The organism is Deltaproteobacteria bacterium, assembly GCA_016178705.1.
Taxonomy (GTDB): domain Bacteria; phylum Desulfobacterota; class Binatia; order HRBIN30; family JACQVA1; genus JACOST01.
On the sequence record JACOST010000011.1, the window covers coordinates 40893 to 62788 of the forward strand.

Sequence of the window (21896 nt, forward strand, 5' to 3'; positions counted from 1 at the left end):
TTGACGATGTGCCGTTTCGGCAAAGTTTGGGCGCGAAGGCACCGATGCCCGAGCGGCGACCGGGCAGCGTTTTGACCGAATCACGCCGTCCGCTGTGTACGATCTCGTAGCGTAGCGTCAAAACGTTGATCACTGAACCGGGTCGCTCGCGTGTGCGCTTGTCTGCGCGACACCTGGTATGCCTCTTGCGAATTCAGTCAGCTGGATTGGCAGGTGCCGCCCGATGCCTGAGCATGCGCCGGCTGCCGTAGCAGCCTCTTTTCAACTCTGCCTGGATGACGATGAGATCTGTCGCCGTGGTCCGATCCCGGTTTCTGTGTCCTCTCTGTCGGGGTCGGGACTGGCCGTACTTATGTTGAAGAACCAGCCTCCCGTGCTCAATCCGTCCGACCTCATGTCGCACGGAGGCGAGGGACGTCCGCTCCGGCTCACCGCGCGCATAGGTGGGCGGTCGATCGCGCTCACAGCGCAGCTCGTGTGGTCTGAGCTGGCAGGTAGCGCGGATGACGAGGTGGAATTGATCATTGATGCCACCGGCGTCAGCGACTGGCCCGCAATTGTGGCGGCGTACCGCGGAGCGGTGTGATGGCGTGGGGACTGCGACTCGCCCGCAAACGCGCGGATGCAGCTCCGGATTCGCCGCCCCGAGAAGAAGAGGGCGCATCCCAGCCAGTAGCGGGGCCGCCACCGCCTGCGGTCGCTGAACGTCCGGCGCCCCCCGTACCGACCCAATCGATCGGTGGCAGTCTCAACAGCGTGCGCCAACGCTTGCTCGATCTCTACGGGCAGCGGCTGGCGCGCGAGGACTTCGCGGCACAAGCGATCGACCTGATCACGAAGGCGCTGGGCGCGCCCGCGGGAGCACTACTCGCCTACGAGCAACGTCGCGATCGGTTGGTGCTCATCGCCGATGTCGGTCTCAGTGCGCCAGCGGCCGATGTCCTGGGTCGCGGCGCCAGCGGCCCAACCTGGGACATTCCGATGCGCGGCCTCACCAACCGTCGCATCAGCGTGATCGAGGCCGCGCACCAGAATCCATTCGTGCCGCGTCCGCTGATCGAGATCAGTCCACGCCGTCTGGCGATCGCCACGTTGCCGTTCTTCCACGGCTACACTCCCGCGGGCGTGTTGGTGCTGTTTGCGAACAAGCCGCATGGCTTCACCGACGTGCAGCTGCAAGCGGTAGGGCAGGCGTTGAAGGTGTGCGGCATCGCATTCGCCGAGCTGCCGCACTCGGACAGTGCGGCGTCGCCGGTCAGCCCTGCCGCACCTTCCGCGCCAACGCAGGCGGCGGCTCCTGCTGCGTCATCTCCGCTCGCGGACAAACAACGCGCCGTCGATGCCCAAGAGCTCCATCGCTTGCGGCAAGCGTTCGATGAGTCGTTGTGGCAACACGCGAAAGAGTTGGCCGAGACCCGCCGCGCTGCGGCCACTGCGCTCGAAGCCGAGCGCGAGAAGTTTTCCACCGTTGGTGCCGCCCTCGCCAATCTCGAGACTGAACGTGACCGCCTCGCCAGCCAGTTGTCGGCGGCGCGCGGTGAACTCGCCACGCTGGCCGATACCCGCGGCGCGCTCGACACTAACCGCGCGGAAGCCCAGCGCCTGCACACCGCGCTCGCCGCGGCCAACGCCGAGGTTGAACGCACCACGCTCGGCTTGCACGAAATGCAGCGCGCGCATGACGACTTGGTCGAGCGTCACGAAGCGGCGGTGCGGCAACACAGCGAGCACACGCAGGCTGATGCCACCGAACGCGACCGCGCGGCAGGCACAATTGCGGCGCTGCGCGAACGCTTGGCGGGCATCGAGGCCGAGCACGCCGCGCTGCGCCAGCTCACCGACGCGCTGCAGGCAACCCACGAGCAGGTGGTCGTGCAACTACAAGCCATGCAGGTGCGCGCGGCAACGCTGCAGGAACAGCTCGCCAGCCGCACCGTGGCGTTCGATACCCTCGATGCCCAGCAGACGGAGCTGCGCATCGTGTACGACGCCTTGGTGGAACGCGCCGAAGCCGCGCAGCAGACCACGACGCGGTTGCAGCAGCGGCTCGACGAGCAAGGCACCACCTGGCTGCGCGAACGCACCAGCCTGCACGAGGAACTCAAGCGCGCCGTCGATGCCGCCGATACCTTCCGCCGCACCGTCGAGTCGGTCTCCGGTGAGCGCGATAGTCACGCGGCAGCGGCAAAGCTGGCCGAAACCCGCTTGGCGCAGATCGAGAAGACGCTCGCCGAGGTCCGCGCCGCGCACACCGCCGCGCTCGCCGACGTCCAGCAGGACCGTCAGCGCTTGCTCGGCGAGCTGCGGATGTGGGGCGAGCGCGAACCCGCCTGGTCTTCCCAGTTGAAAGAGGCGGGTGCCCGCGCCGAGGCCGCGGATGCCGAGCGCGCCCGCACCGCCGAAGCGCTCAGCCGCCTCCAGCGCGAGCATCAGCAGAGCATCGTCGACACCAGCGGACAGATCGAAACCTTGCAAAACTGGGTCGAGCGAGTGCGCGCGCAGCACGCGGAGTTGGAGGCGCGGCACGGGGCTCTTGAGGCGGCCCGCGCGGTTGTCCAGAGCGATCGCGACCAACTCGACGCTCTCTGTCAATCGCTCCGAACCGAGCAGCAGCGCCTCGTGAGCGATCGCGACAGTGCCCTCGCCACCCGCGACCACCGCATCACCGAGCTGCAGGCGCAACTGGGCGAGGTGCAGACGCGCTTTGAGCAGGACACCAGTGCGAAATCGTCCTCCGCCAAGCGGCTGGCGAAGGAGCGCGATGCGCTAGTGGCCGCGCGACGCGAGTTGGAAGCGGCGCTGGCCGAACAAACCGCGCGCGCACAACAGCTCGACGCCGACTTGTCCGCCGCGACTGCGCGCCACACCGGACAACGCACGGAGTTCGATCAAGCCAGCGCGCGCCATGAACACGAGGCCGCAGCGTTGCGCCAGCAGCTCGCCGAAACCCAGGCTACGCTCGAGGCGATTCGCCGCGACCGCGACAGTACGGTTGTCGATCGAAGCGTGACCGCCGATGCGGCGGGCCGCTTGCAACGCGACGTCGATCATCTGCGCGCCGAGTTGGCCGCCGCTTCCGACACCCTGGCCCAGCACCGTGCCGACAGCGTCGCCACCGAGGCGCACCGTCGCGTCGAACTTGACGCCTTGCAGAACGAGCTGACCGCCACGCGTACGCAGATGGCCGAGCGTGACCGCGACCTCGTCGGCGTCCGCGGTGAGCTGGCGCAGCTCACCGACGCCGCGGACCAGGAACGCTCGGTTCATCGCGGCGAGTTGGAGCGACTCACCAGTGGGTGGGAAGCCGAGCGCATCTCATTGAGCTCTCGCGCCGAGGAATTAGAGGCCGAACTCGAGCGGACCCGCAAGGAGCACCTCGCCCTCGCCGAGGCGCTGGCGGTCGACGAGAGTCAACCGGCCCTCGAAATCGAACGCCACGTCATCCCCGGGATCGACACCGCCGGCGAGCCGGCGCTCGATGAGAGTCTCGATGACGCTGAAGAAGAGTCGGAAGCCACCGCCGAACTCGAGCTGGTGCCGCGAGCGCTCGCGGTGATCGATGGTGAGCTACGCGCCGCGATGGTCGCTGGCTTAGCCGATACGGGTTGGGAGATTGTTGACTGTGAACCGACTGAAGATGCAATCAGTCAGTTGGCGGCGCAGCGTTTGGCGGGTGTTGCTATCAACGTGATGGCCGGCAGCGGCTGGCAATTGGTGCGCAACCTGCGCGAGCAGGATGCGACCCGCGACGTGCCATTGCTGCTGTACGCCAAGCAGACGGCGTCCGCCGGCTTCTGCTTCGGTCCGGCGGATTGTGTGCTGTGGCCGAACGAGCCGCAGCAGTTGCTCGACGCGTTGGCGCGACTGGTGCCGCGGGCGAAGCGCGTGCTTGCGATGAGCACGGATATCGATGTGGTCGGCTCGGTGCGCGAGCAACTGACTGGGGCCGGGCTGTCTGCGGCGGTCATGCTCGACGGCAAGCAAGCGCTTGATCTGTTGCCGAGTGTGCGGCCCGACGCTGTCGTGTTGCACCTGTCGCCGGCGTGCGTCGACATCTTCCGCACGATCGCGGGGCTGCGCGCGAACGGTGCGGCGCCACTGCCGGTGGTGCTGCTCATGGATCGCGTGCCGACGGCGCGCGACGCCACCTTCCTCACCGGCGGCACGCGCACGCTTGCCAACAAGGGAACCTTCGGTCCAGCGGTGCTCGCCGATGCGGTGGCTCACCTCATGCCCGCCATGACCGGCGGCAGCGCCCCTGCCGACGAACCGCCCGAGCGGGTCGAGGCGCCTCGACGCCCGGTTGCCATCGGCGCATCCGACGGCTGGGTGGGCTAGTCTCGCCGAATTCTACTTCCGACTCTGCAGCGCCACACGCGCCGCTTCGCGATCGTCGAAGTGCACGCGGCGATCCGCGAACAACTGATACGTCTCGTGACCCTTGCCGGCGATCACTACCAGATCGCCGCGCTGCGCGAGATGAATGGCGAGGGTGATCGCGGCGGCGCGATCAGGTTCAGCGCGATAGCGCTGCGCGTCGGGATCCACCGCGGCCGCGCCGCCCACGACCTCGGCGACGATGGCGGCCGCATCCTCCGAACGCGGATTGTCGGAAGTCACAATCACGAGATCGCTGAGCCGCGCAGCGATGCGGCCCATTAGTGGGCGTTTACCGCGATCGCGATCGCCGCCGCAGCCGAACACGGTGATGAGCCGCGCCGGTTTGAGCGTGCGCGCGCTGGTGAGCAACCGTTCAAGCGCGTCCGGCTTGTGCGCGTAGTCGACCACCACACCGAAATCCTGGCCGCAATCGACAAGCTCGAAGCGCCCCGGTACCGGCGGCGCTGCCGCCAGACCGTCGCGCACGTGGTCCAACGAAATGCCAAGCGCCAGCCCCGTACCCGCCGCTGCCAGCGCGTTGTAGACGCTGTACTCGCCCAAGTGGCGCAGCGCGACGTCGAGCGGACCGGCGGGAGTGTCGGCGCGGAAGCTGACGCCGCGCAACGTCATCGCGACGTGACGCGCGCGCACCTGCGCGTCGGCGTGGGTGCCGTAGGTGAGCAGCTTGCCGCGGTTGACGCGGATGATGTGCGCGCTCGCCGGATCGTCGATGTTCACCACCGCGGTGGCGGGCTTGCCGCCGCTTTCGAGTTCTTCGAACAGCCGGCCCTTGGCGCGCAAGTAGTGGTGCATGTCGGGGTGAAAGTTGAGATGATCCTGGCTCAGATTGGTGAACACGCCCACATCGAAGGCGACGCCGGCGGCCCGCCGCAGCTCGAGCGCGTGCGACGACACTTCCATCACCGCGGCGGTTGCGCCGCGATCGACCGCCGTGCGCAACAGCCGCTGCAGTTCGGGCGCTTCCGGCGTCGTCTGCGCTGCCGGCAGCACCTCATCGCCGATCCGATACTCCACCGTGCCGAGCCGCGCGGTCACGTGGCCCGCGGTGCGCAACACCGAGTCGATGAAATACGTCGTCGACGTTTTGCCCGAAGTGCCGGTGACGCCAATCATCTGCAGCGCGTGCGACGGCTGGCCGAAAAACCGACAAGCCATGGCGGCGATCGCCGCCCAACAATCCTCGACGCGCACGATGGAGACGCCGGATATGGGCGCCATATCGCGACTGACTACGAGCGCCGCGGCCCCGCGCGCAACGGCTGTCGTAATGAAGTTGTGACGATCAGCGCGAGTCTCGCCGCCCTCGGTGCGATAGCCGGGGAGGCAGACGAACACATCGCCGGGCTCGACCGTGCGCGAGTCCGACACGATGCGTCGCACATCAACCGCGAGCGACCCGTGCTGTGCGAGCGCGGTAACGTCAGCGAGGAGAGATGCGAGTTGCATGACGACGGGAGTGAGGTGGTGCGATCACGCGCCGACCCGGGTTACACCCGAGTCACGAGTCACGAACTGCGCAACTTCGCCGCGATGGCGGGCACGGCCTTGAGCAGCATGTCGAGCCGAGCCATTTCGCTGCCGAGCGCGGCCGCAAGCGCTTGTTCGTACGCCGTCAGCGCGCTGTCGAGGTCGGCACTCTTGTCTGGCTTGATCCCGTCGTGCTCGTCGAGGCAGGCGTTGATGGCTTCAGCGAGCTGTTCGAGGTTCTTCTCGCCTTCCTCGCCGAGTTTCTTGTTGAGTGTCTCCGTCCAGATCGCGTGGAACGCGTATGTCGCTGGAGCCTGGCGGCGTAGTCCGGCAGTCAGCATGTAGATCTGGTCGGCGAGCTTGGTAGGCGAGGCCACCTTGATCCGCGTCACCAAGCCGTTGAGGCGGAGGAACTTGTCACGCAGGCGTTGCAGCCCCATCTCGTCAGACAGGGCCGTGATCGCTTGAGTGAACTCGCTGGCGGTGAGGGCGGCCATGTCGCGTGCGCAACCTTTCTTTCTTCGCTGCGTCTCTTGCCTGCGGCCCGCAGAGCTGTCAACTCTGCGGGCCGAACGAGTGAGAGCGAACCGATGCTGAGATGTATGCACGCGAGGAGACGGTGGCTGGCGATGCTGGTTGCCGTGGCGCTACCGCTCGCGGCGTCGGCGGCTGATCTTGCGTCTTGGCAGCACGGCGGAGTGCTGCGCGTCGGCACCACTGGCGACTATGCGCCATTCAGCACGGCGCAGGGCGAATCGCTGGCGGGACTCGACGTCGATCTGATGACGCGTCTGGCGCACGATCTCGGCGCGACGGTGCAACTCGTGCGCTTTCGTTGGCCAGATCTCAGCGATGATTTGGCGCAGGGCAAGTTCGACGTTGTCGCCAGCGGCGTAACGGTGCGACCCGAGCGGGCGCTGATCGGCCGCTACAGCCGGCCCTATGCGAATACCGGGGCCGTGGCCCTGATTCGCAGCGAAGACGCCGCGCGCCTGACCGACCGTGCAGCGATCGATCGCACCGGCGTGCGCATCGCGGTCAATCGCGGTGGTCATCTCGAACAGGTGGCGCATCGGTTGTTCCCGCGCGCCACCATCGAGCCGGTGAGCGACAACACCGAGTTGCCCGGCCGTGTGTTGGTGGGGCGCGCCGACGTCGCGCTCAGCGACAGCGCCGAGGCCCGCGCCTGGCAACGGCCCGAGCTGCACACGGTGGGGCCCTTCACCCGCGATCGCAAAGCGCTGCTGGTCCGCAAGGACGCGCCCGAGCTGGCGCAATGGATCGACACCTGGCTGCGCGACCGCGAGCGCGACGGCTGGCTCGGCGCTCGCCGCAAGCAGTGGCTGGGCGACGCGATGTTTGCCGCCGCTGGCGCCGATCGCGAAGCGGTGTTGTGCGACATCGAGCTGCGTTGCCAACTCATGCCGATGGTCGCCGCCAGCAAACGCGCGAGCGGCGTGCCCATCGCCGATCCGGCGCAAGAGCAACGCGTACTCGATCGTGTCCAGGCCACCGCGCGCGCAACCGGAATCGACGCGGGTGAAGTCGCCCGCCTCTTCAGCGTCTTGATCCGAGCCGCGAAGATGATTCAGGAAGCCAGCGGCACCGATCCGCACGCACCGGCGCCGCCGCTCGATCAGCTGCGATCGGCCATCGGCGACATCGACACCCACATGATCCGCCAACTGCACTTCGCCGCGCGCACAGTGAAGCCAGCCGAGTGGCGAGCCGGTGTGCGCGAGGGCGTGCAGGCCGACAACTTGAGCGACGCACTCAAGGCAGACATCGCCGAGTCGCTGGCGCACACGCGCACGCTCATTGCTCCGGGTCTGAACGAGACGCCGAAGCGCAAGCGACCGACCGCGTCGGGAAAGTGAAGTATGGAGCGATTGACAGCCTTGGCCGGCCAACCTCATACTTATAGTCCGAGGTTGCAATGGCAACGGCATACGAGACGCGGTTGCGCGAGTCATTCGACGCCACGTTGCGCGAAGCGAGCGAGTTCTTCATGGGCCGCGGCGATCTCCGCGCCACGATGAAGCGTCTCGCCGAACGCTTCGCCGCCGAAGGCATCGCCTACGCGGTGATCGGCGGGATGGCGTTGGGTGAGCACGGTTACGTCCGCATGACTGACGACGTGGACATCTTGGTGACACAGAATGGGCTGGAGCGATTCGCCGAGCAGTGCGTCGGGCTCGGCTATGCGCCGACGCACGTTGGTGCCGAGCGTGCCTTTCGCGATGTCGAAACGGAGGTCCGGATCAAAGTTTGGGTCGCCGGCGAGTATCCCGGCGATGGCAAACCGAAGCCGGTCATGTTTCCGGACCCGTCGACCGTTGCGATCGAAGCAGCAGGCATCCGAGTAGTGAGTCTCCCTCGACTGATCGAGTTGAAACTCGCATCAGGGATGACCGCGCCGGATCGTTTGCGCGACCTAGCCGATGTTCAAGAACTGATTCGCGCCGAAGCGCTCGACGAGAAGTTCGCCGAGCAACTCGATGAAAGCGTCCGCTCCAAGTTCTCCGAGCTAGCGCGGGCGACGAATCGCCCGTTGCGATAACAACCTCCCGATCTCTCAGGACGGACCGAAGTGCCGCCGCAGGTAGCGGTGGCGGTTGGCGAAGACCGCGCGGAAGACGGGTAGCAAGAGTCTCCCGACTCCAGGCAGGCGCGGCTCAAACTCGACGCGATCAGTGATGCGGCAGCCGCTCGGCGTTTCTTCGAGCGTACGGATGTGTATCCAGCGACGCTGCAGCCATGATCGCGAGTCCTCGTGAAACCCCGCGGGCGGGTCGACCGATACGAGGGTCAACGCGTGGCGATCGATCGGCAGCACACCGAACAGCAGCACCCAGCTTCGAAACATTGGCTGACCCATCACCGCCTGCGCGGCGTTTAGGGCGGCGATTTCACGCGGATAGGTCATGACGATCGGCCACAGCTCGGCATTGACGCCGGCCATCGTCGACACCTGCGCCCAGACGCGCTCGCGCGCGACCGGCACGGTAGTTGTGATTTCGAAACGCGGCATGGCTAGGGATCAAGCGGTCGGGTGCCTCACCACAGCGAACCGAGGAAGTGCTCGAATTCGAAGTTGAGCTTCATGATGACTTGGTCCGAGCCGCGCGTGAGTCCAATGCCGGGTCCGAGATTGTAGTAGATCCCGTTGAGAATCTTCCCGCGAATCACGGGGAAGATGTAGTGCTGCTGCTCGTCGAGCGGGTCGCTGTCGTCGATCAGACCGATGCCGCCGTAAAACTCGAGCCCCGGCGATAGCCATCGGCGGTAGTTGTAGTAGATGCCGTTGATGTAGCCGAACTCGAACCCCTTGTTCTTGTCGGGGCCGACAAACACGGCCTTGACGAACTTCGGATTGAGGTCGATTTCGAAGTTGCCAAAGTCCTTCGCGATGATCGGCTTGAGTTCGAGTTCGAGTTCGCTACCGTCAAACTGTGGCGTCTTGTTCCACTCCAACTCCACGTACCAGCCAAGGTCGACCGGCAATTCCCCTTTTTCGAAGAGGCTCCCGCGCAGTCGAAACTTTGAACCCGCGTACTGAAACGACTCCCCGTTCGGATGAGCGAGGTTGAGGTACGCCGCGAACTCGACCTTCTCGGTCAGTCCGTAGGTGAGTTCGAGAGCGGTGCGATACATCTTGTCGCTGGCGAAGTCGCCGCTCGAGGTTCCCGAATCGCCTTGCGTATGCCCGTTCGGCACAAAACTGTTGAGTGATTCCAGTTCGAGCACGCCCTTGCCTTCGGTTTGGGGCGGATAGACCTCGAACTCGAAGGGATCGACTTGCGCGATTGCGGAACGTGCCGATGCGAACATGGCAAGGGCGCACAGTACTCCACTCAATTTCATGACTCACTTCTCCTCCGTCTGCTAGTGTGAGGACGATTGATCAGCGCTCGTGTGCTCGGCCCACCGGGCGAGGATGCTGCGTTCTGCGTCGGTCAAGCGCGCGCTCCGATGCAGCACGCGATAGTGCCACGGCGCCATGTCGCCGCTCGCGACCAGGTTCCCAATTTCGCTGAGCTTCTGCGCTGCGGTGTCGGGATCGGAGGCATACTCACTCCACTCGGAAAAATTCAGCCGGCGGCGGCCCTCGGTCACGTCGTGATGAACCATCCACGAAGTCGGCGCGACGGCGCTGTACCACGACCACTCGGTTTCGTTGGAATGGCAGTCGTAGCACGCGCGCCGCAGGAGGGCCTTGACTTCGACCGGCGCGACGAGGTCGCTGGCGACGGGTGGATTCGTTCGTGCGAAACGAACGCATTGCACCACGACCAAAACCCCGCCGACCAGCATGGCGATCCTTCGCATCCGCTACCCGCGTATCCGCTGTCTGCCGGCCGACTACTTCGCAATGATCGCGCCCGGCGGCGTGTCGCGGTGGAAGTCGTCGAAGAACGGATAGCTCCCCGGTTCCAGCGCCGGGATGAAGACCGTAATGGTCTCACCCGGCTGCACGACACGCTCGCGATGCAGCTCGAAGCTTTCGAACTCAACGGCGCTGGTGTCAGCGTTGGTGACATGGAGCTTGAAGGCCGCGCGTGCCGGCACGGCCAACTGCGATGGTTCAAATCGACCGTTCTGGAGCTTGATTTCAGGCGGCGCGTCCTGCGCGCGGACAACGGATGCCGCCAGTGAAATCGCCGCACTGGCGACAAGGACGATAAAGGGCGTGTTCATCAAACGGACCTTTCTGTATTTGAGAATGAATGTCGTTATCGCAATGTATTGGCGATCCTGCCAAACTTGGCCGACGATCGACATCGTTCAGTGGCCGACCACCTTGCCGGCGCGCGCCGGCAGATCGAGCTGGATTTGTCCTTCGAGACGCGCGACGCGTTCGATCAGCGTGTCGAGCTGCTGGCCTGGATCTGCAGGCGCGATTGCGTCTGCCACTGATCGCTGGGCCAACTCGGCGCGAATCGAGATCGCGAGTTGATGGAGGCTGCGCACCTCCGCAAGCAGCGTGTCCGCCGGAGAGAGCAGCGGCCGGCGCCGGCGCCAGATGACGACGCCGGCATAGAGCATGAAGAGAACGAAGATGCCCTGCGCGAGCAGCGTCTCGACTGTCGGATACAATCCGAGCAAGTCGATACGGGGCACGCCGGCCACCGGCGTCACCGCGATCCAGCTGGTCTCTTGCAACTCGGCGATGCCATTGCCCGCAAACACGATCGCCATGTAGTAGAGGAGAAAGCTGGTGCCGAGAAAGAATTGACGGATCGGGATTTTCATTCCGAACCGTTGCAACACCGCCGACACCATCGCCAAGGCAACCGCGCCGGCGATTAGTCCGCCGACCACGATGCTGGCATCGGACGCGGCGCCGAACAGCGCTTGATAGAACAGCACCGTCTCGACGCCTTCGCGGTATACCGCCAGGAACGCCGCGCCGGCGAGGGCGAAGCCGCTCCCGGTGGACAGTGCGGTCTTCACCTTGCCTTGAATGAAGCGCTGCCACTTGTCGGCCTCGGCCTTCGACACCAACCAATAGCTCACCCAGAACAGTACGACCGCGGCGAGCAGCATCGTGCAGCCGCCCAGCGTCTCCGCGGCGGCAGTCGACGTGCCGTGGAGCACCTCCACGAAGATGAATGCGGTCACCAGACTCAGCGCGATGCCGGTGATCGTGCCGCCCCAGATCGATCGCTGCATCCGCGCGTTGCCGGACTTCTTCACATACGCGAGCAACGCTGTGATGATCAGAACGATCTCGAAGCCCTCGCGCAGAATGATGGTCGCCGACTGCAGGAACAGAGCATACGGATTGGCATGCGGCGCGAGTGCGGCGTGCGCTGTCTCGAGATCAGTACCGATGGCGGCGACGATGACGGCCGCCCCTTCGGTGGCGCCCGGTGCGGCAAGCACGCCGCGGAGTTCGAGGAAGCGGGTCTCCACCTGACGGGTGAGGTCGGGTGCGTTGATGGCGAGCTTCTTCTCAAAGGGCTCGAACTTGAAATACGCGTCCGACACCAGCGACAGCGCTTGCGGATCATTGCCTCGATACGCCGCCAGGGCCGACGCGAGCAGGCGGCGGGTTTCGCCGAATGGGTCCGAGGAGATCGCAGCGGCCGCTGGCGCGGCGTCGGTCGGGAGCGAGGCGACGATCGCGTCGACCAGCTTCGCCACATCGGCGGCTGGCGCGCGCTGGTGCACCAGCGAGGTCAACTCGATCGCTTGCTTCGGGAACGCATCGCTCACCGCCGGCGCACTCGACTGCACCGCGGCGGCCACGGTGGAAATCGCGGCGTTGATCTGACCGAGCAGCACTTCGCTCTCAGTGAGATCCTGCGGACTGACGATCCGACCGGCATCAACGGCCTTTGCGTACTCAGCGCTCAACAATCGCAGGAGTCGACCGAATCGTCCGAACTGTGGCGTGCCGCCGCCACCTGAACCCGCACCGGCGCCGCCGTCGGGTCCGCCGAGCGACAATGCACGCACGAACGCGATGGTCTTCCAGCGTTCATCGTCGGTGAGATTCCCGAACGCCGGCATGGCCGTGCCCGCCACCCCATCGTGCACGGCGTCGAACAATTCGGCGTCGGTACGGCGGGCCAGTCGCGCCGGTTGAGTGAAGTTCGGCGCGGGTGTCAGAAGAGTGGAAGCGAGCGGGCCGGTACCGTCACCGATGGCGCCGTGGCAACTCGCGCACTGACTGAGGTAGAGGCCTTGCCCTTCGGCGAGTTCACCGCGGCGGTGCGCCAAGCGCCACACGTAGCTGAGGACATCCCAGCGCTCTTGCAGCGTGAGCACGTCTTCCCACGCGGGCATCGCCGCGCCGCGTTTGCCGACGCTGATGACGTGAATGTGATCGAAGACCGTCTCGCCGCGCATGAACCCGGCGTCGGTGAAGTTGGCGGGCTTGCGTTCCAGCCGTGCGGCGTCGGGACCGTGCCCGTCGCCGTGCTCACCGTGGCATGATGCGCAGTGCTCGTAAAAGATCGCCGCGCCACGCTGCGGTGATGGCGATTGCGGTGGGAAGATGTCTTCGTCGATGCCGGTGGCGTGCGTTACCGCCGCGCGAATCGTGGCGACCTGCGCCAATACTGTATCGGCAGCCTGCTTCTCGTCGATCGCCGCGGTGAGATCCCCGAGTTGGCGAACGATCGTGTCACCGCCATCGATTCCCGCGACATTGCCCCAGCGCATGCGCGCCTCGGCGAGGAAGCTGCGCGCTTCTTCATATTCCAGCGGACGGACGAGATGGCCGCGGCCATCGCAGCCTTCGCGGTATTCTTCGCCGACGACGGTGAGCAGGGTGAGGACACGCGTGACCCCGTCGGCGTCGACGGCAGCAAATGCGAGCGTGGGCAGGAAGATCAGAGCGACGAGGAGCCGAGCGAACCGCTGCCCGGGTCGCCTGGGGTGGTGTTGCGTCTGCTGGTCGGCTCGCGTCTGCATGTCCATATCCCCGCCCGGGGATTTTGAGACTCATTCTCAATTAGCGGCAGAGCCGCACCCTGTCAACTTGGGAGTGTGACAAAGGGCACGTAAGGACAGGGGGCTCTGCGCAAGCAGGCCCTCGATACGACCGCCTCGCGATCTACTCGGGCAAACTGCTAATGGGCTCCCCGAGAAAAAACCGCCTGCCCGAGGAGCAGTCCTGGGCAAAAGCCGGAGGCTTCGTACCGAAGAGCGGCGTATCGATCGATGGGCTCTTGCTGTGCCGCGCAGAGACTACCCGGCGGCGCGGGTCCTGTGGCAGTCGCGACAGAAGCCGTAGAGTTCCATCTTGTGGCTGTTGAGATGGAAACCGAGCCGGCGGGCGATCTCGTCCTGCAGCGCTTCGATGCGCGCTTCCTCGAACTCGACGATCTTGCCACAGCCTTCGCAGATAAGGTGGTCGTGGTGCTCGCGGTTGACGCCGCTTTCGTAGCGCGCTTCGCCGTCCCGAAAATGGCGTTCGACGGCGAGGCCGCATTCCTTGAGCAGCTTCATCGTGCGGTACACCGTGGCGTAGCCGATGCCCGGGTTGATGTGTTTGACCGCGGTGTAGATTTCTTCGACGCTGCTGTGGCTGTTGCTGGCGAAAAACGCGCGCGCAATGTCGTCGCGCTGCGCGGTCGACTTGAGGCGTTGCCGCCGCAGGTGCTCTTTGAAGATCGCGAAGCGGTCGGCGGTGGAGAGCCTATCCTTGACTCGGTGCACGGGCCGCCTCCGGGGCAGCGCCTTCGAGCAAGCGCCGCGCTGCGGGCGACAGATAGACACTATCGAGCGGCCGTTCGGCCAACGCGCCGACAAGAATCTCGATCTGCGCTTCCAGCGGCAATCCGCGATCGAGCAGGATCAGATTCTTCTCCCGCACCCGGCAGCTACCACTGCGGACGCGGTACCCGACCTCACGCAGCAGCCGCTCCTCGCGCACCTCGATGCCGAGTTGCCCGGCGAGCTGCTTGAGCTCGTCCAGCACCGCTTGCTGCCGCGGATTTGATCGCGAAGTCTTCACCACCATGCCCGACTCTTACTGAAGGGGCTGCGGGTTGTAAAGTATGCGGACCCTTACGCGGGGCGCAACGTCCAACACGGCGCCCTTCGAGACGCCGCTGCGCGCCTCCTCAGGACGAGCGGGAAATGTCGTTCAGCAAGAGAAGCACCCGCTCATGCTGAGGAGCGCCGATAGGCGCGTCTCGAAGCATGCCGTGCGCTTCCACGCGACGTTACGCGGCGCGGCGCGCGAACACAACGTAGAACGGAATGCCGGTGGCAGTGACGGCCAGCGCGATCGCGCATTCCACCGGCCGTCCCCACAGCATCGAGACGGCGATGGCGGCGTTTGCGATCAGATAGAGCGCCGGCACCACCGGATAGCCCCACGCACGATACGGACGCCGCCGCTTCGGCTTCGTCTTTCGTAGCGTGTAGAGCGCCGCGGTATCCGCCGTGGTCGCCAACACGATGGCGAAGGTGGTGTAGTCGAGCACGCTGGGAAAGTTTTGCAGCACCACGATCAGGGTGATCGCCGTGAGCGCTTGCACTGCGATCGCGATGTGCGGCGTGCGGTTCACCTCGTGCACGCGATGGACGCCGGCGAAGAAGAGCCCGTCGAGCGCCATTGCATAGGCAATGCGCGGCCCGACCAGAATCGTCGCGTTCAAGCAACCGACCACAGACGCCAGCACCAGCGCGGCCATGATCGTGCCGCCGGCGCCGCCGAACAGCGCGCGCGCGGCCGACTCGCCGACCCGCACTTCGCCACGCAAGGTCTCGATCGGCAGCGCGTAGAGGTACACGGCATTGATGAGCAGATAGATCGCCGTGCAAACGGCGAGGCCGATGAACAGCGAGCCCGGCACGTTGCGGTCGGGCTCGCGGATCTCGCTGGCGACGTACACCGACGCATTCCAGCCCAAGTACGAAAACAGGATTGGCGACAGCGCCAAACCGAAGCCGGCCAGCGGCAGACTCGTCGCCGCCACCGGTGAGACAAAGTGTCCGAGCTGCCCGTGCCCAAGCAGCGGCCCCGCCACCGCCAGCCCGACCAGGGCGGCGATCTTCACGTAGCCGGTGATGTTGTTGAAGCGCGCGCCTTCACGCACCCCAACGTAGTTGACCCACGACGTGGCGATCGTGATCGCCACCGCTGCGGCCATCTTGCCACCCTCACCCAGCGCGACGAAGTGCGCCAGTCCTTCGGCGAAACCCGTCGCGAGTGTGGCCACGGTGCCGGCGTAGATGACAAAAAACGACAACCACCCGACGATGAATCCCGCCGCTGGATGGTAGGCTTCGCGCAGGTACACGTAGTCGCCGCCGGCATGCGGATACATCGCGCCGAGTTCGGCGTTGGCGAGCGCCCCGGCGAGCGAGAGCAGCCCGCCGACCAACCACGCGACCAACACCAGCGTCGGATGCGGCAGCGCGTTGGCTACCGTGCCGGGAGTGAGAAAGATTCCGACCCCGATGACCGACGAGACCACGAGCATCGTCGCGTCGGTGAGCGAGAGCCCGCGCTCGAGGCGATCGCGAGGGTGGCGATCGGGATCGTGCTGGTCGCCAGAGGGCATCGCCGCTGTGCCTACGTGAAGAACCGCCGCGGCGTCAATCGCGCCGTTGAATGCCGGAAGCCAGCAGTTCGCGCGAATCGTGCGAACTGTGCTGGAGTGACTCCCGCGGATCGAGTATGCGATAAGGCCAGCCGTCAGGAGGCGCTCGATGAGTTTCGTGGTTCCCGAACACATTCGCCCGCTGCGCGCCAAAGTGCAGCGCTTCATCGAAGAGCGCGTCTATCCGGTCGAGCACCTGCTCGATGAACGGAGTGAGGACGACGCGCGCGCCACCATGGTGCGGCTGATGCAAACCGCCAAGGCTGAAGGGTTGTGGGCGCTCGGGCATCCCAAGGAGATCGGCGGTGGTGGCTTGCCGTTCCTCGACTACGTCTACGTCAACGAAGTGGTCGGACGCTCCGCGCACGCGATGGTCGCGCTCGGTACGCACTCGCTGCAAGATTCGATCATGCTCAACCTGCACGCCGCGCCGAAATGGCGCGACGCGTACCTCAAGCCGTTGGTCGCCGGCGAGATTTTCCCCAGCTTCGCCATGACCGAGCCCGATGTCGCCAGCTCCGATCCGACGCAACTGCAAACCAAAGCCGTGCTCGACGGCGATCACTGGGTGATCACCGGCCGCAAATGGTTTACCACCGGTGCCAAACAAGCCGCTTACACCACGGTGATGGTGCGCACCGAGTTCGACGCGCCGCCGCACCGCGCCTTCAGCATGATCATCGTGCCGACCAACACGCCGGGCTACGATATTGTCCGCGAGACTCCGGTGATGGGCATGATGGGTGGCCACTACGAAGTTGCCTACAACGACGTGCGCGTGCCGCGCGAGAATCTGCTCGGCGAACGCGGCGCGGGATTTCTCATCGCGCAGCAGCGACTCGGTCCCGGCCGCATCTTTCACTGCATGCGCTGGCTCGGCCAAGCGCAGCGCGCCTTCGACCTGATGTGCGATCGCGCCAACAATCGCGTCGCCTTCGGTTCGCCGCTGGCCGACAAGCAATCCATCCAAAACATGATCTTTGAAACCGCCGCGGAGATTCAGGCGTGCCGATTGCTGACGCTCGACGCGGCGCACAAGATCGATCAGGGCGATCCCGCGCGCGTCGAGATCGGGATCATCAAAGTGGTCGGGGCGCGCATGCTGCACAACGCGATCGATCGCGCGATTCAAGTGCACGGCGCCAAGGGGCTCACCACCGACACGCCGCTGGAACGGATGTATCGCGCCGCGCGCTTCGGCCGCATCTACGACGGCCCCGATGAAGTGCATCAGATGACCGTGGCGCGCCGCATCTTGAAGCACTATCGCAACGGAGCGGCGTGGGACTTCGGCGTGCAATGATTTGGTGCGCACTGTGCACCGGGCGACTGAAAGGAGACCGATGATGAGACGGGCGATAGTGGTGATGACGATTCTGTTGCTGTCCAACGTGGCCTACGCTGCGGGTGGCGATCCGGTTCCGGCGCCGACGCAGAAGCCGGACGCAACGCCAGGCGTTTCGGCAGAGGAACGCTACAACGCTGGGCTCGCGCTGCGCGATCGGCACGAGTGGCGCGCGGCCGAAGCCGCGTTTCGCGAAGCGATTCAGCGCAAGGCGGATTTTCCTGAAGCGTGGAACGAACTCGGCCACGCGCTCAAGAACCAGAAGAAGTTCGAGGGCTCGCTGCGTGCCTACAACGAAGCGCTGCGCTTGCGGCCGGATTTTCCCCAGGCGCTCGAGTACCTCGGCGAGGCCTACGTGCAGATGGGCAAGATGGACGATGCGCGCGCGGTGTACGCGCGCTTGCAGCCGCTCGATGCGCGCTACGCGGCGCAGTTGGAACAGATGATGACGGGTGCCACCGCGCGGTGGTGAGTCGGATCGATCACAGGAGACTCGCATGAAACCCGATCTGGTTGTTCGTGGTGGGACCGTGGTCGACGGCACCGGTGCGCCGCCGTTTGAAGCGGATGTCGTCGTGCACGGCGACCGCATCCGCGCCGTTGAAAAATTTTCCGGCGAGGCCGGCGAGATCATCGACGCGCGCGGCAAGCTGGTCACGCCCGGCTTTGTCGATGTCCACACGCACCTCGACGCGCAGATCACGTGGGATCCCCTCGGCTCGCCATCGAATCTGCACGGCGTGACTTCGGTGATCGTCGGCAACTGCGGCGTCGGCTTCGCGCCGTGCAAACCGCAGGACCGCGACTATCTGATGTTCCTGATGGAGGGCGTTGAAGACATTCCGCAGGCGGCGCTCAAGGCGGGGCTGCGGTGGAATTGGGAGACCTTCCCCGAGTATCTGCACGCGCTAGCGAGCCAACGGTTGGGGCTCAACGTCGGCGCGCATCTCAGCCATGCGCCGCTGCGGGTGTACGTGATGGGCGAGCGCGGCGCCACCGATACTCCGGCCACCGACGCGGAGCTGGCGCAGATGCGCTCCTGCGTGCGCGAGGCGATGCAGGCGGGCGCGCTGGGCTTCGATACCGGCCGTACGACGATGCACCGGACGCCGTCGTGGGATCCCGTGCCGGGTACGTTCGCGGATCGCCGCGAGCTGTCCGCGCTCGCGAGTGGACTCACGGACTCCGGCACCGGCGTGTTCGAACTGATTTCGTACGGCGGTGCCGGCGAAGACGCCACCGGCTATCAGCGCGAGTTCGAGTGGATGGAGCCGGTCGCTCGGGCGAGCGGCCGGCCGATCAGCTTGTCGATGATCCAGTGCCTCAAGTATCCCGACGTGTGGCAAGAGATGCTGCACCGCGCCGATGCGGCGGTGGCCCGCGGCGCGCGCATCGTGCCGCAGGTGGCAGTGCGCAGCGTCGGCGTCCTCCTCGGCTTCGGCACATCGTTGTCACCCTTGTCGATGTTTCCCAATGCCAGCGACCTGATCGGCAAACCTGTGGACGAGTTGCGCGGACTGCTGCGTGATCCCGCCGTGCGCGCGAAGGTGCTCGCAGGGATCCACGAGACCAGCGGCGAGATCCTCGGCGGGATGGCGCGCATCGAAAATGTTTTCCCGCTCAAAGACCGCGGTGTGCTGGCGTACGAGAATACGCCCGACAAGAGCCTCGTCGCCATCGGCAAACGCGCGGGCAAGCATCCGTTGGAATCGATGTTCGACCTGATCGTCGAGCACGACCTGCGCAACTTCTTCATCATCCCGCTCTACAACACCGACCTCGACGCGGCGGGTGTGATGCTCAACCACCCGCTGACGACCATCGGCCTCGGTGATTCCGGCGCTCACACCAGTCAGACGTCGGACTCCGGGTTCCCGACGTTCATGCTCGCGTACTGGGTGCGGCACCGCAAATTGATGTCGCTCGAACGCGCGGTGCGGAAGCTGACGTTCGACTCAGCGCAAATGTGGGGCTTGCGCGATCGCGGCGCGATCCGCGCCGGCGCGTTCGCCGATCTCAACGTGATCGACTTGGATCGGCTCGATCTGCGTCTGCCGGAAGTGAAGCACGAACTCCCCACCGGCGCACCGCATCTCAGTCAGGGCGCAGTCGGCTACGATGCAACGGTGGTAAACGGCAAGGTGCTAATGCGCAACGGCGCGCCCACCGGCGCGTTGCCCGGCGTCGTCCTGCGCAACGAGCGCTGGGCGGAGTGAACGCGCGAAACGCGATCCGATGTAGGGGCGACGCATGCGTCGCCCAACGTCCGGCCGTTGACCTACGTGTGGCGCCGCCCTACAACGGTGCGCCATGGACTTGCGACTCACCGAGCAACATCTGAAGTTCCGCGACGAGCTGCGCGCGTGGCTAACGGCCAACTTGGCGCGGCCGTGGCGCGAAGAGCTGCGCGATCCCAACAACAACGAAGACAGTCTGATGGAGGTTCGCCGCCAATGGCAGCGCAAGCTGCACGCCGCGGGTTACGTCGGCATGGATTGGCCGACCGAGTGGGGCGGTCGCGGCGCCAGCGAAGTCGAGAAGTCGGTCTTCGAAGAAGAGAGTGCGCGCGCCGACGCGCCACAGATTGTGAACTTCCTCGGCATCGGTCTGCTCGGCCCCGCGCTGATTCACCACGGCTCTGAAGCACAGCGCCGCCGCTTCATCCCGCCGATGTTGGCAGCCGATGAGATCTGGTGCCAGGGCTTCAGCGAACCCGGCGCCGGCAGCGACCTTGCCGCGTTGCGCACCAGCGCCACGCTCGACGGCGATCACTTCGTTATCAACGGCCAGAAAATCTGGACGACCTTCGGCCCGTGGGCCGACTGGATTTTCGTGCTCGCTCGCACCGACAGCGGCGATCGCTACGGTGGCATCTCCTTCATTCTCTGTAAACTCGACACGCCGGGTATCATCGTGCGTCGGCTGCGCCAGATCACCGGCGAGAGCGAGTTCGGCGAAGTGTTCTTCGAAGATGCGCGCGTGCCGCGCGAGAATCTTGTGGGGCAAATTGGCGAAGGCTGGCGCATTGCGATGACGGTGCTGGCGTACGAGCGCGGCGCGATGTCGCTCGCTTACGCCGCGCGCTTCGAGCGCGACATCCGGCAGCTTGCGATCGCCTGTCGCGAACACGGCCGCGGGGGTACGGCGGTGCGCGAGAAGCTCGGCCGCTTGTTCGTCGAGAACGAAGTGATGCGTGCCAACGGTCTGCGCAACCTTGCCAACTTCGCCGATGGCAACAAACCGGGGCCGGAGTCATCGTTCGAAAAAATCTTCTGGAGCGAGTTCGACAAACGCTTCCGCGACGTCGCACTCGACTTGCTCGGGCCAGGCGGTCTGCTGGAGCGCAGCAGCGCCGAAGCGCGCGCCGACGTCGATTGGGCGCGTGAGTTTCTGTGGGCACGCGCCGGCACGATCTACTCCGGCTCTTCCGAGATTCAACGCAACATCATTTCGAAGCGGGTGCTCAACCTGCCGCAGATCTGACCCGCGAGAAACGGGTGTTCGATGAAATTTGAGTTGTCTGAAGACCAGGCCTTGCTGCGCAGCTCCACGCGAGACTTCCTCGCCGGCGAGTGGCCGATCGAGCAGGCGCGCAAGGTGATGGAACACGATCCGCGCGGCTACGACCCCGCGGCATGGGCGCGACTCGCGGAGATGGGCTACCTCGGGCTCCTACTGCCGCCGAATCTCGGCGGGCAAGGACTCGGCGCGATCGAGTTGGCGATCGTACTGGAAGAAGTCGGCCGCGCCGCCATGCCTGGGCCGTTCCTCGACACGGTACTCGCCGCGGCGCTGCTCGCGTCCGCCGGCAAGCGGGACGCGTTGGTGAACGACATCGCCGCCGGCAAGGCGCTGGTGACTATCGCGCGCGACGACGCACCGTTTAGCGGCGGCAACGCGACACCGACGCGCTTCGAGGGTGGCCGCGTGCGGGGTACCAAGTACTTCGTGCCGTTCGCGGCCGCAGCGGATGCGTTGCTGGTGACAACTCTCGACGCCGTATGCCTGGTGCAGAAGCCGTTTGAAGTCATCGCGCTGACGACGTTCGACTTGGCGCAGCGCTTTGGCGAGGTGAAGCTCGATCACGCGGCGACCGCGATTGGTTCACCGAGTCTGCTCGGTCGCGTCGATCAATTGGCAGCCGTCGGCGCTGGTGCGACGCTGCTCGGCCTGATGAGCCGAGCGTTGGAGATCACCCTCGAATACGTGCAGACGCGCAGCGCGTTCAAGCGGCCGATCGCTTCGTTTCAAGCGCTGCAACACCGACTGGCAGACATGCTGTTGAAGACCGAGTCGACGCGCTCGGCGGTCTACCGTGCAGCGTGGTGCGTCGATACCGACGCGCCGGACACCGCGATCGCGTGCGCGGCCGCCAAGGCATATGCCGGCGACGCATCGCGTTTGGTGTGCGGCGAGGCGATCCAGATGCACGGCGGCATCGGTTTCACGTGGGAACTCGATCTACACGTCTACTTCAAACGCGCTAAGACGTTGGAACAGCACTACGGCTCAACCGAGGCGCAAATCGAACACACACTGGCCGCAGCCGGATTCTGAAGGAGTCTCTGGTCTGTAGTTCCTGGTCTGTGGTTGTGAAACCAGGAACCAGAGACCAGAGA

The 21896-nt window shown here is 65.4% G+C and carries 19 protein-coding genes; 9 read left to right on the plus strand and 10 right to left on the minus strand.

The features are described 5' to 3' along the window. Nucleotides 1–373 precede the first annotated feature (373 nt). Both HYR72_06005 and HYR72_06010 read left to right on the plus strand, forming a co-directional pair. Nucleotides 374–586, plus strand: coding sequence for a hypothetical protein (locus HYR72_06005; protein ID MBI1814511.1), 213 nt, complete (start codon nucleotides 374–376; stop codon nucleotides 584–586). Beyond that, complete coding sequence (locus HYR72_06010) at nucleotides 586–4338, plus strand: hypothetical protein (protein MBI1814512.1); 3753 nt, start codon at nucleotides 586–588, stop codon at nucleotides 4336–4338. Before HYR72_06005 ends, HYR72_06010 begins: the two co-directional genes overlap by 1 nt. A 12-nt stretch (nucleotides 4339–4350) precedes the next feature. Here HYR72_06010 and HYR72_06015 read toward each other — a convergent pair whose 3' ends face one another. Next, nucleotides 4351–5847, minus strand: a complete 1497-nt coding sequence (locus HYR72_06015; GenBank protein ID MBI1814513.1) for a UDP-N-acetylmuramoyl-L-alanyl-D-glutamate--2,6-diaminopimelate ligase — start codon at nucleotides 5845–5847, stop codon at nucleotides 4351–4353. Nucleotides 5848–5906: 59 nt separating this feature from the next. Further along, nucleotides 5907–6365, minus strand: a complete 459-nt coding sequence (locus HYR72_06020; protein MBI1814514.1) for a hypothetical protein — start codon at nucleotides 6363–6365, stop codon at nucleotides 5907–5909. Between the two features lie 132 nt (nucleotides 6366–6497). On the opposite strand from HYR72_06020, the gene HYR72_06025 reads away from it, so the two are divergent. Both HYR72_06025 and HYR72_06030 read left to right on the plus strand, forming a co-directional pair. Continuing rightward, on the plus strand, nucleotides 6498–7745 hold the full coding sequence (locus HYR72_06025) for a transporter substrate-binding domain-containing protein (protein ID MBI1814515.1): 1248 nt from the start codon (nucleotides 6498–6500) through the stop codon (nucleotides 7743–7745). A gap of 59 nt (nucleotides 7746–7804) precedes the next feature. After that, complete coding sequence (locus HYR72_06030; protein MBI1814516.1) at nucleotides 7805–8428, plus strand: nucleotidyltransferase family protein; 624 nt, start codon at nucleotides 7805–7807, stop codon at nucleotides 8426–8428. 15 nt (nucleotides 8429–8443) lie between these two features. Here HYR72_06030 and HYR72_06035 read toward each other — a convergent pair whose 3' ends face one another. The 8 genes from HYR72_06035 to HYR72_06070 all read right to left on the minus strand — a co-directional run bounded on the left by HYR72_06035 (nucleotide 8444) and on the right by HYR72_06070 (nucleotide 15893). Then, nucleotides 8444–8899 carry a hypothetical protein gene (locus HYR72_06035; GenBank protein MBI1814517.1) on the minus strand — a complete coding sequence of 152 codons (456 nt, stop codon included), beginning with the start codon at nucleotides 8897–8899 and terminating at the stop codon, nucleotides 8444–8446. Between the two features lie 26 nt (nucleotides 8900–8925). Then, nucleotides 8926–9732, minus strand: coding sequence for a hypothetical protein (locus tag HYR72_06040; protein MBI1814518.1), 807 nt, complete (start codon nucleotides 9730–9732; stop codon nucleotides 8926–8928). Between the two features lie 21 nt (nucleotides 9733–9753). Continuing rightward, a complete protein-coding gene (locus HYR72_06045) occupies nucleotides 9754–10182 on the minus strand; it encodes a heme-binding domain-containing protein (protein ID MBI1814519.1) in 429 nt (142 codons plus the stop codon). A 48-nt stretch (nucleotides 10183–10230) separates the two neighbouring features. After that, nucleotides 10231–10566: a cupredoxin domain-containing protein gene (locus tag HYR72_06050; GenBank protein MBI1814520.1), complete on the minus strand. Its 336-nt coding sequence runs from the start codon at nucleotides 10564–10566 to the stop codon at nucleotides 10231–10233. Nucleotides 10567–10653: 87 nt separating this feature from the next. Beyond that, nucleotides 10654–13290: an FTR1 family protein gene (locus HYR72_06055; protein MBI1814521.1), complete on the minus strand. Its 2637-nt coding sequence runs from the start codon at nucleotides 13288–13290 to the stop codon at nucleotides 10654–10656. 276 nt (nucleotides 13291–13566) lie between these two features. Then, entirely contained in the window at nucleotides 13567–13977 is a 411-nt protein-coding gene (locus HYR72_06060; protein MBI1814522.1) for a transcriptional repressor, read from the minus strand. A gap of 40 nt (nucleotides 13978–14017) precedes the next feature. Next, a complete protein-coding gene (locus HYR72_06065; GenBank protein MBI1814523.1) occupies nucleotides 14018–14341 on the minus strand; it encodes a hypothetical protein in 324 nt (107 codons plus the stop codon). A gap of 205 nt (nucleotides 14342–14546) precedes the next feature. Next, on the minus strand, nucleotides 14547–15893 hold the full coding sequence (locus tag HYR72_06070; protein ID MBI1814524.1) for an amino acid permease: 1347 nt from the start codon (nucleotides 15891–15893) through the stop codon (nucleotides 14547–14549). A gap of 148 nt (nucleotides 15894–16041) precedes the next feature. Here HYR72_06070 and HYR72_06075 point away from each other — a divergent pair, with 148 nt between their 5' ends. The 5 genes from HYR72_06075 (at nucleotide 16042) to HYR72_06095 (ending at nucleotide 21834) form a co-directional block, all read left to right on the plus strand. Further along, the gene (locus HYR72_06075; protein ID MBI1814525.1) at nucleotides 16042–17235 is read left to right on the plus strand and encodes an acyl-CoA dehydrogenase family protein; all 1194 of its coding nucleotides are present in this window, start codon (nucleotides 16042–16044) and stop codon (nucleotides 17233–17235) included. A gap of 40 nt (nucleotides 17236–17275) precedes the next feature. Next, nucleotides 17276–17749 carry a tetratricopeptide repeat protein gene (locus HYR72_06080; protein MBI1814526.1) on the plus strand — a complete coding sequence of 158 codons (474 nt, stop codon included), beginning with the start codon at nucleotides 17276–17278 and terminating at the stop codon, nucleotides 17747–17749. A gap of 25 nt (nucleotides 17750–17774) precedes the next feature. Continuing rightward, a complete protein-coding gene (locus HYR72_06085) occupies nucleotides 17775–19493 on the plus strand; it encodes an amidohydrolase family protein (protein ID MBI1814527.1) in 1719 nt (572 codons plus the stop codon). 94 nt (nucleotides 19494–19587) lie between these two features. Then, nucleotides 19588–20760 (plus strand): acyl-CoA dehydrogenase family protein, encoded by a 1173-nt coding sequence (locus HYR72_06090; GenBank protein ID MBI1814528.1) that lies wholly within the window; start codon nucleotides 19588–19590, stop codon nucleotides 20758–20760. 21 nt (nucleotides 20761–20781) lie between these two features. Continuing rightward, nucleotides 20782–21834 (plus strand): acyl-CoA dehydrogenase family protein, encoded by a 1053-nt coding sequence (locus tag HYR72_06095; protein MBI1814529.1) that lies wholly within the window; start codon nucleotides 20782–20784, stop codon nucleotides 21832–21834. The last annotated feature ends 62 nt before the right edge of the window (nucleotides 21835–21896 follow it).

What these genes read in the sequence shown, in the direction of transcription:
- HYR72_06045 (MBI1814519.1), bottom strand. Translation starts at nt 10,182, where the DNA reads ATGCTGGTCGGCGGGGTTTTGGTCGTGGTGCAATGCGTTCGTTTCGCA.
- HYR72_06030 (MBI1814516.1), top strand. Translation starts at nt 7,805, where the DNA reads ATGGCAACGGCATACGAGACGCGGTTGCGCGAGTCATTCGACGCCACG.
- HYR72_06065 (MBI1814523.1), bottom strand. Translation starts at nt 14,341, where the DNA reads ATGGTGGTGAAGACTTCGCGATCAAATCCGCGGCAGCAAGCGGTGCTG.
- HYR72_06085 (MBI1814527.1), top strand. Translation starts at nt 17,775, where the DNA reads ATGAAACCCGATCTGGTTGTTCGTGGTGGGACCGTGGTCGACGGCACC.
- HYR72_06020 (MBI1814514.1), bottom strand. Translation starts at nt 6,365, where the DNA reads ATGGCCGCCCTCACCGCCAGCGAGTTCACTCAAGCGATCACGGCCCTG.
- HYR72_06040 (MBI1814518.1), bottom strand. Translation starts at nt 9,732, where the DNA reads ATGAAATTGAGTGGAGTACTGTGCGCCCTTGCCATGTTCGCATCGGCA.
- HYR72_06035 (MBI1814517.1), bottom strand. Translation starts at nt 8,899, where the DNA reads ATGCCGCGTTTCGAAATCACAACTACCGTGCCGGTCGCGCGCGAGCGC.
- HYR72_06025 (MBI1814515.1), top strand. Translation starts at nt 6,498, where the DNA reads ATGCTGGTTGCCGTGGCGCTACCGCTCGCGGCGTCGGCGGCTGATCTT.
- HYR72_06090 (MBI1814528.1), top strand. Translation starts at nt 19,588, where the DNA reads ATGGACTTGCGACTCACCGAGCAACATCTGAAGTTCCGCGACGAGCTG.
- HYR72_06070 (MBI1814524.1), bottom strand. Translation starts at nt 15,893, where the DNA reads ATGCCCTCTGGCGACCAGCACGATCCCGATCGCCACCCTCGCGATCGC.
- HYR72_06010 (MBI1814512.1), top strand. Translation starts at nt 586, where the DNA reads ATGGCGTGGGGACTGCGACTCGCCCGCAAACGCGCGGATGCAGCTCCG.
- HYR72_06015 (MBI1814513.1), bottom strand. Translation starts at nt 5,847, where the DNA reads ATGCAACTCGCATCTCTCCTCGCTGACGTTACCGCGCTCGCACAGCAC.
- HYR72_06050 (MBI1814520.1), bottom strand. Translation starts at nt 10,566, where the DNA reads ATGAACACGCCCTTTATCGTCCTTGTCGCCAGTGCGGCGATTTCACTG.
- HYR72_06055 (MBI1814521.1), bottom strand. Translation starts at nt 13,290, where the DNA reads ATGCAGACGCGAGCCGACCAGCAGACGCAACACCACCCCAGGCGACCC.
- HYR72_06080 (MBI1814526.1), top strand. Translation starts at nt 17,276, where the DNA reads ATGATGAGACGGGCGATAGTGGTGATGACGATTCTGTTGCTGTCCAAC.
- HYR72_06075 (MBI1814525.1), top strand. Translation starts at nt 16,042, where the DNA reads ATGAGTTTCGTGGTTCCCGAACACATTCGCCCGCTGCGCGCCAAAGTG.
- HYR72_06095 (MBI1814529.1), top strand. Translation starts at nt 20,782, where the DNA reads ATGAAATTTGAGTTGTCTGAAGACCAGGCCTTGCTGCGCAGCTCCACG.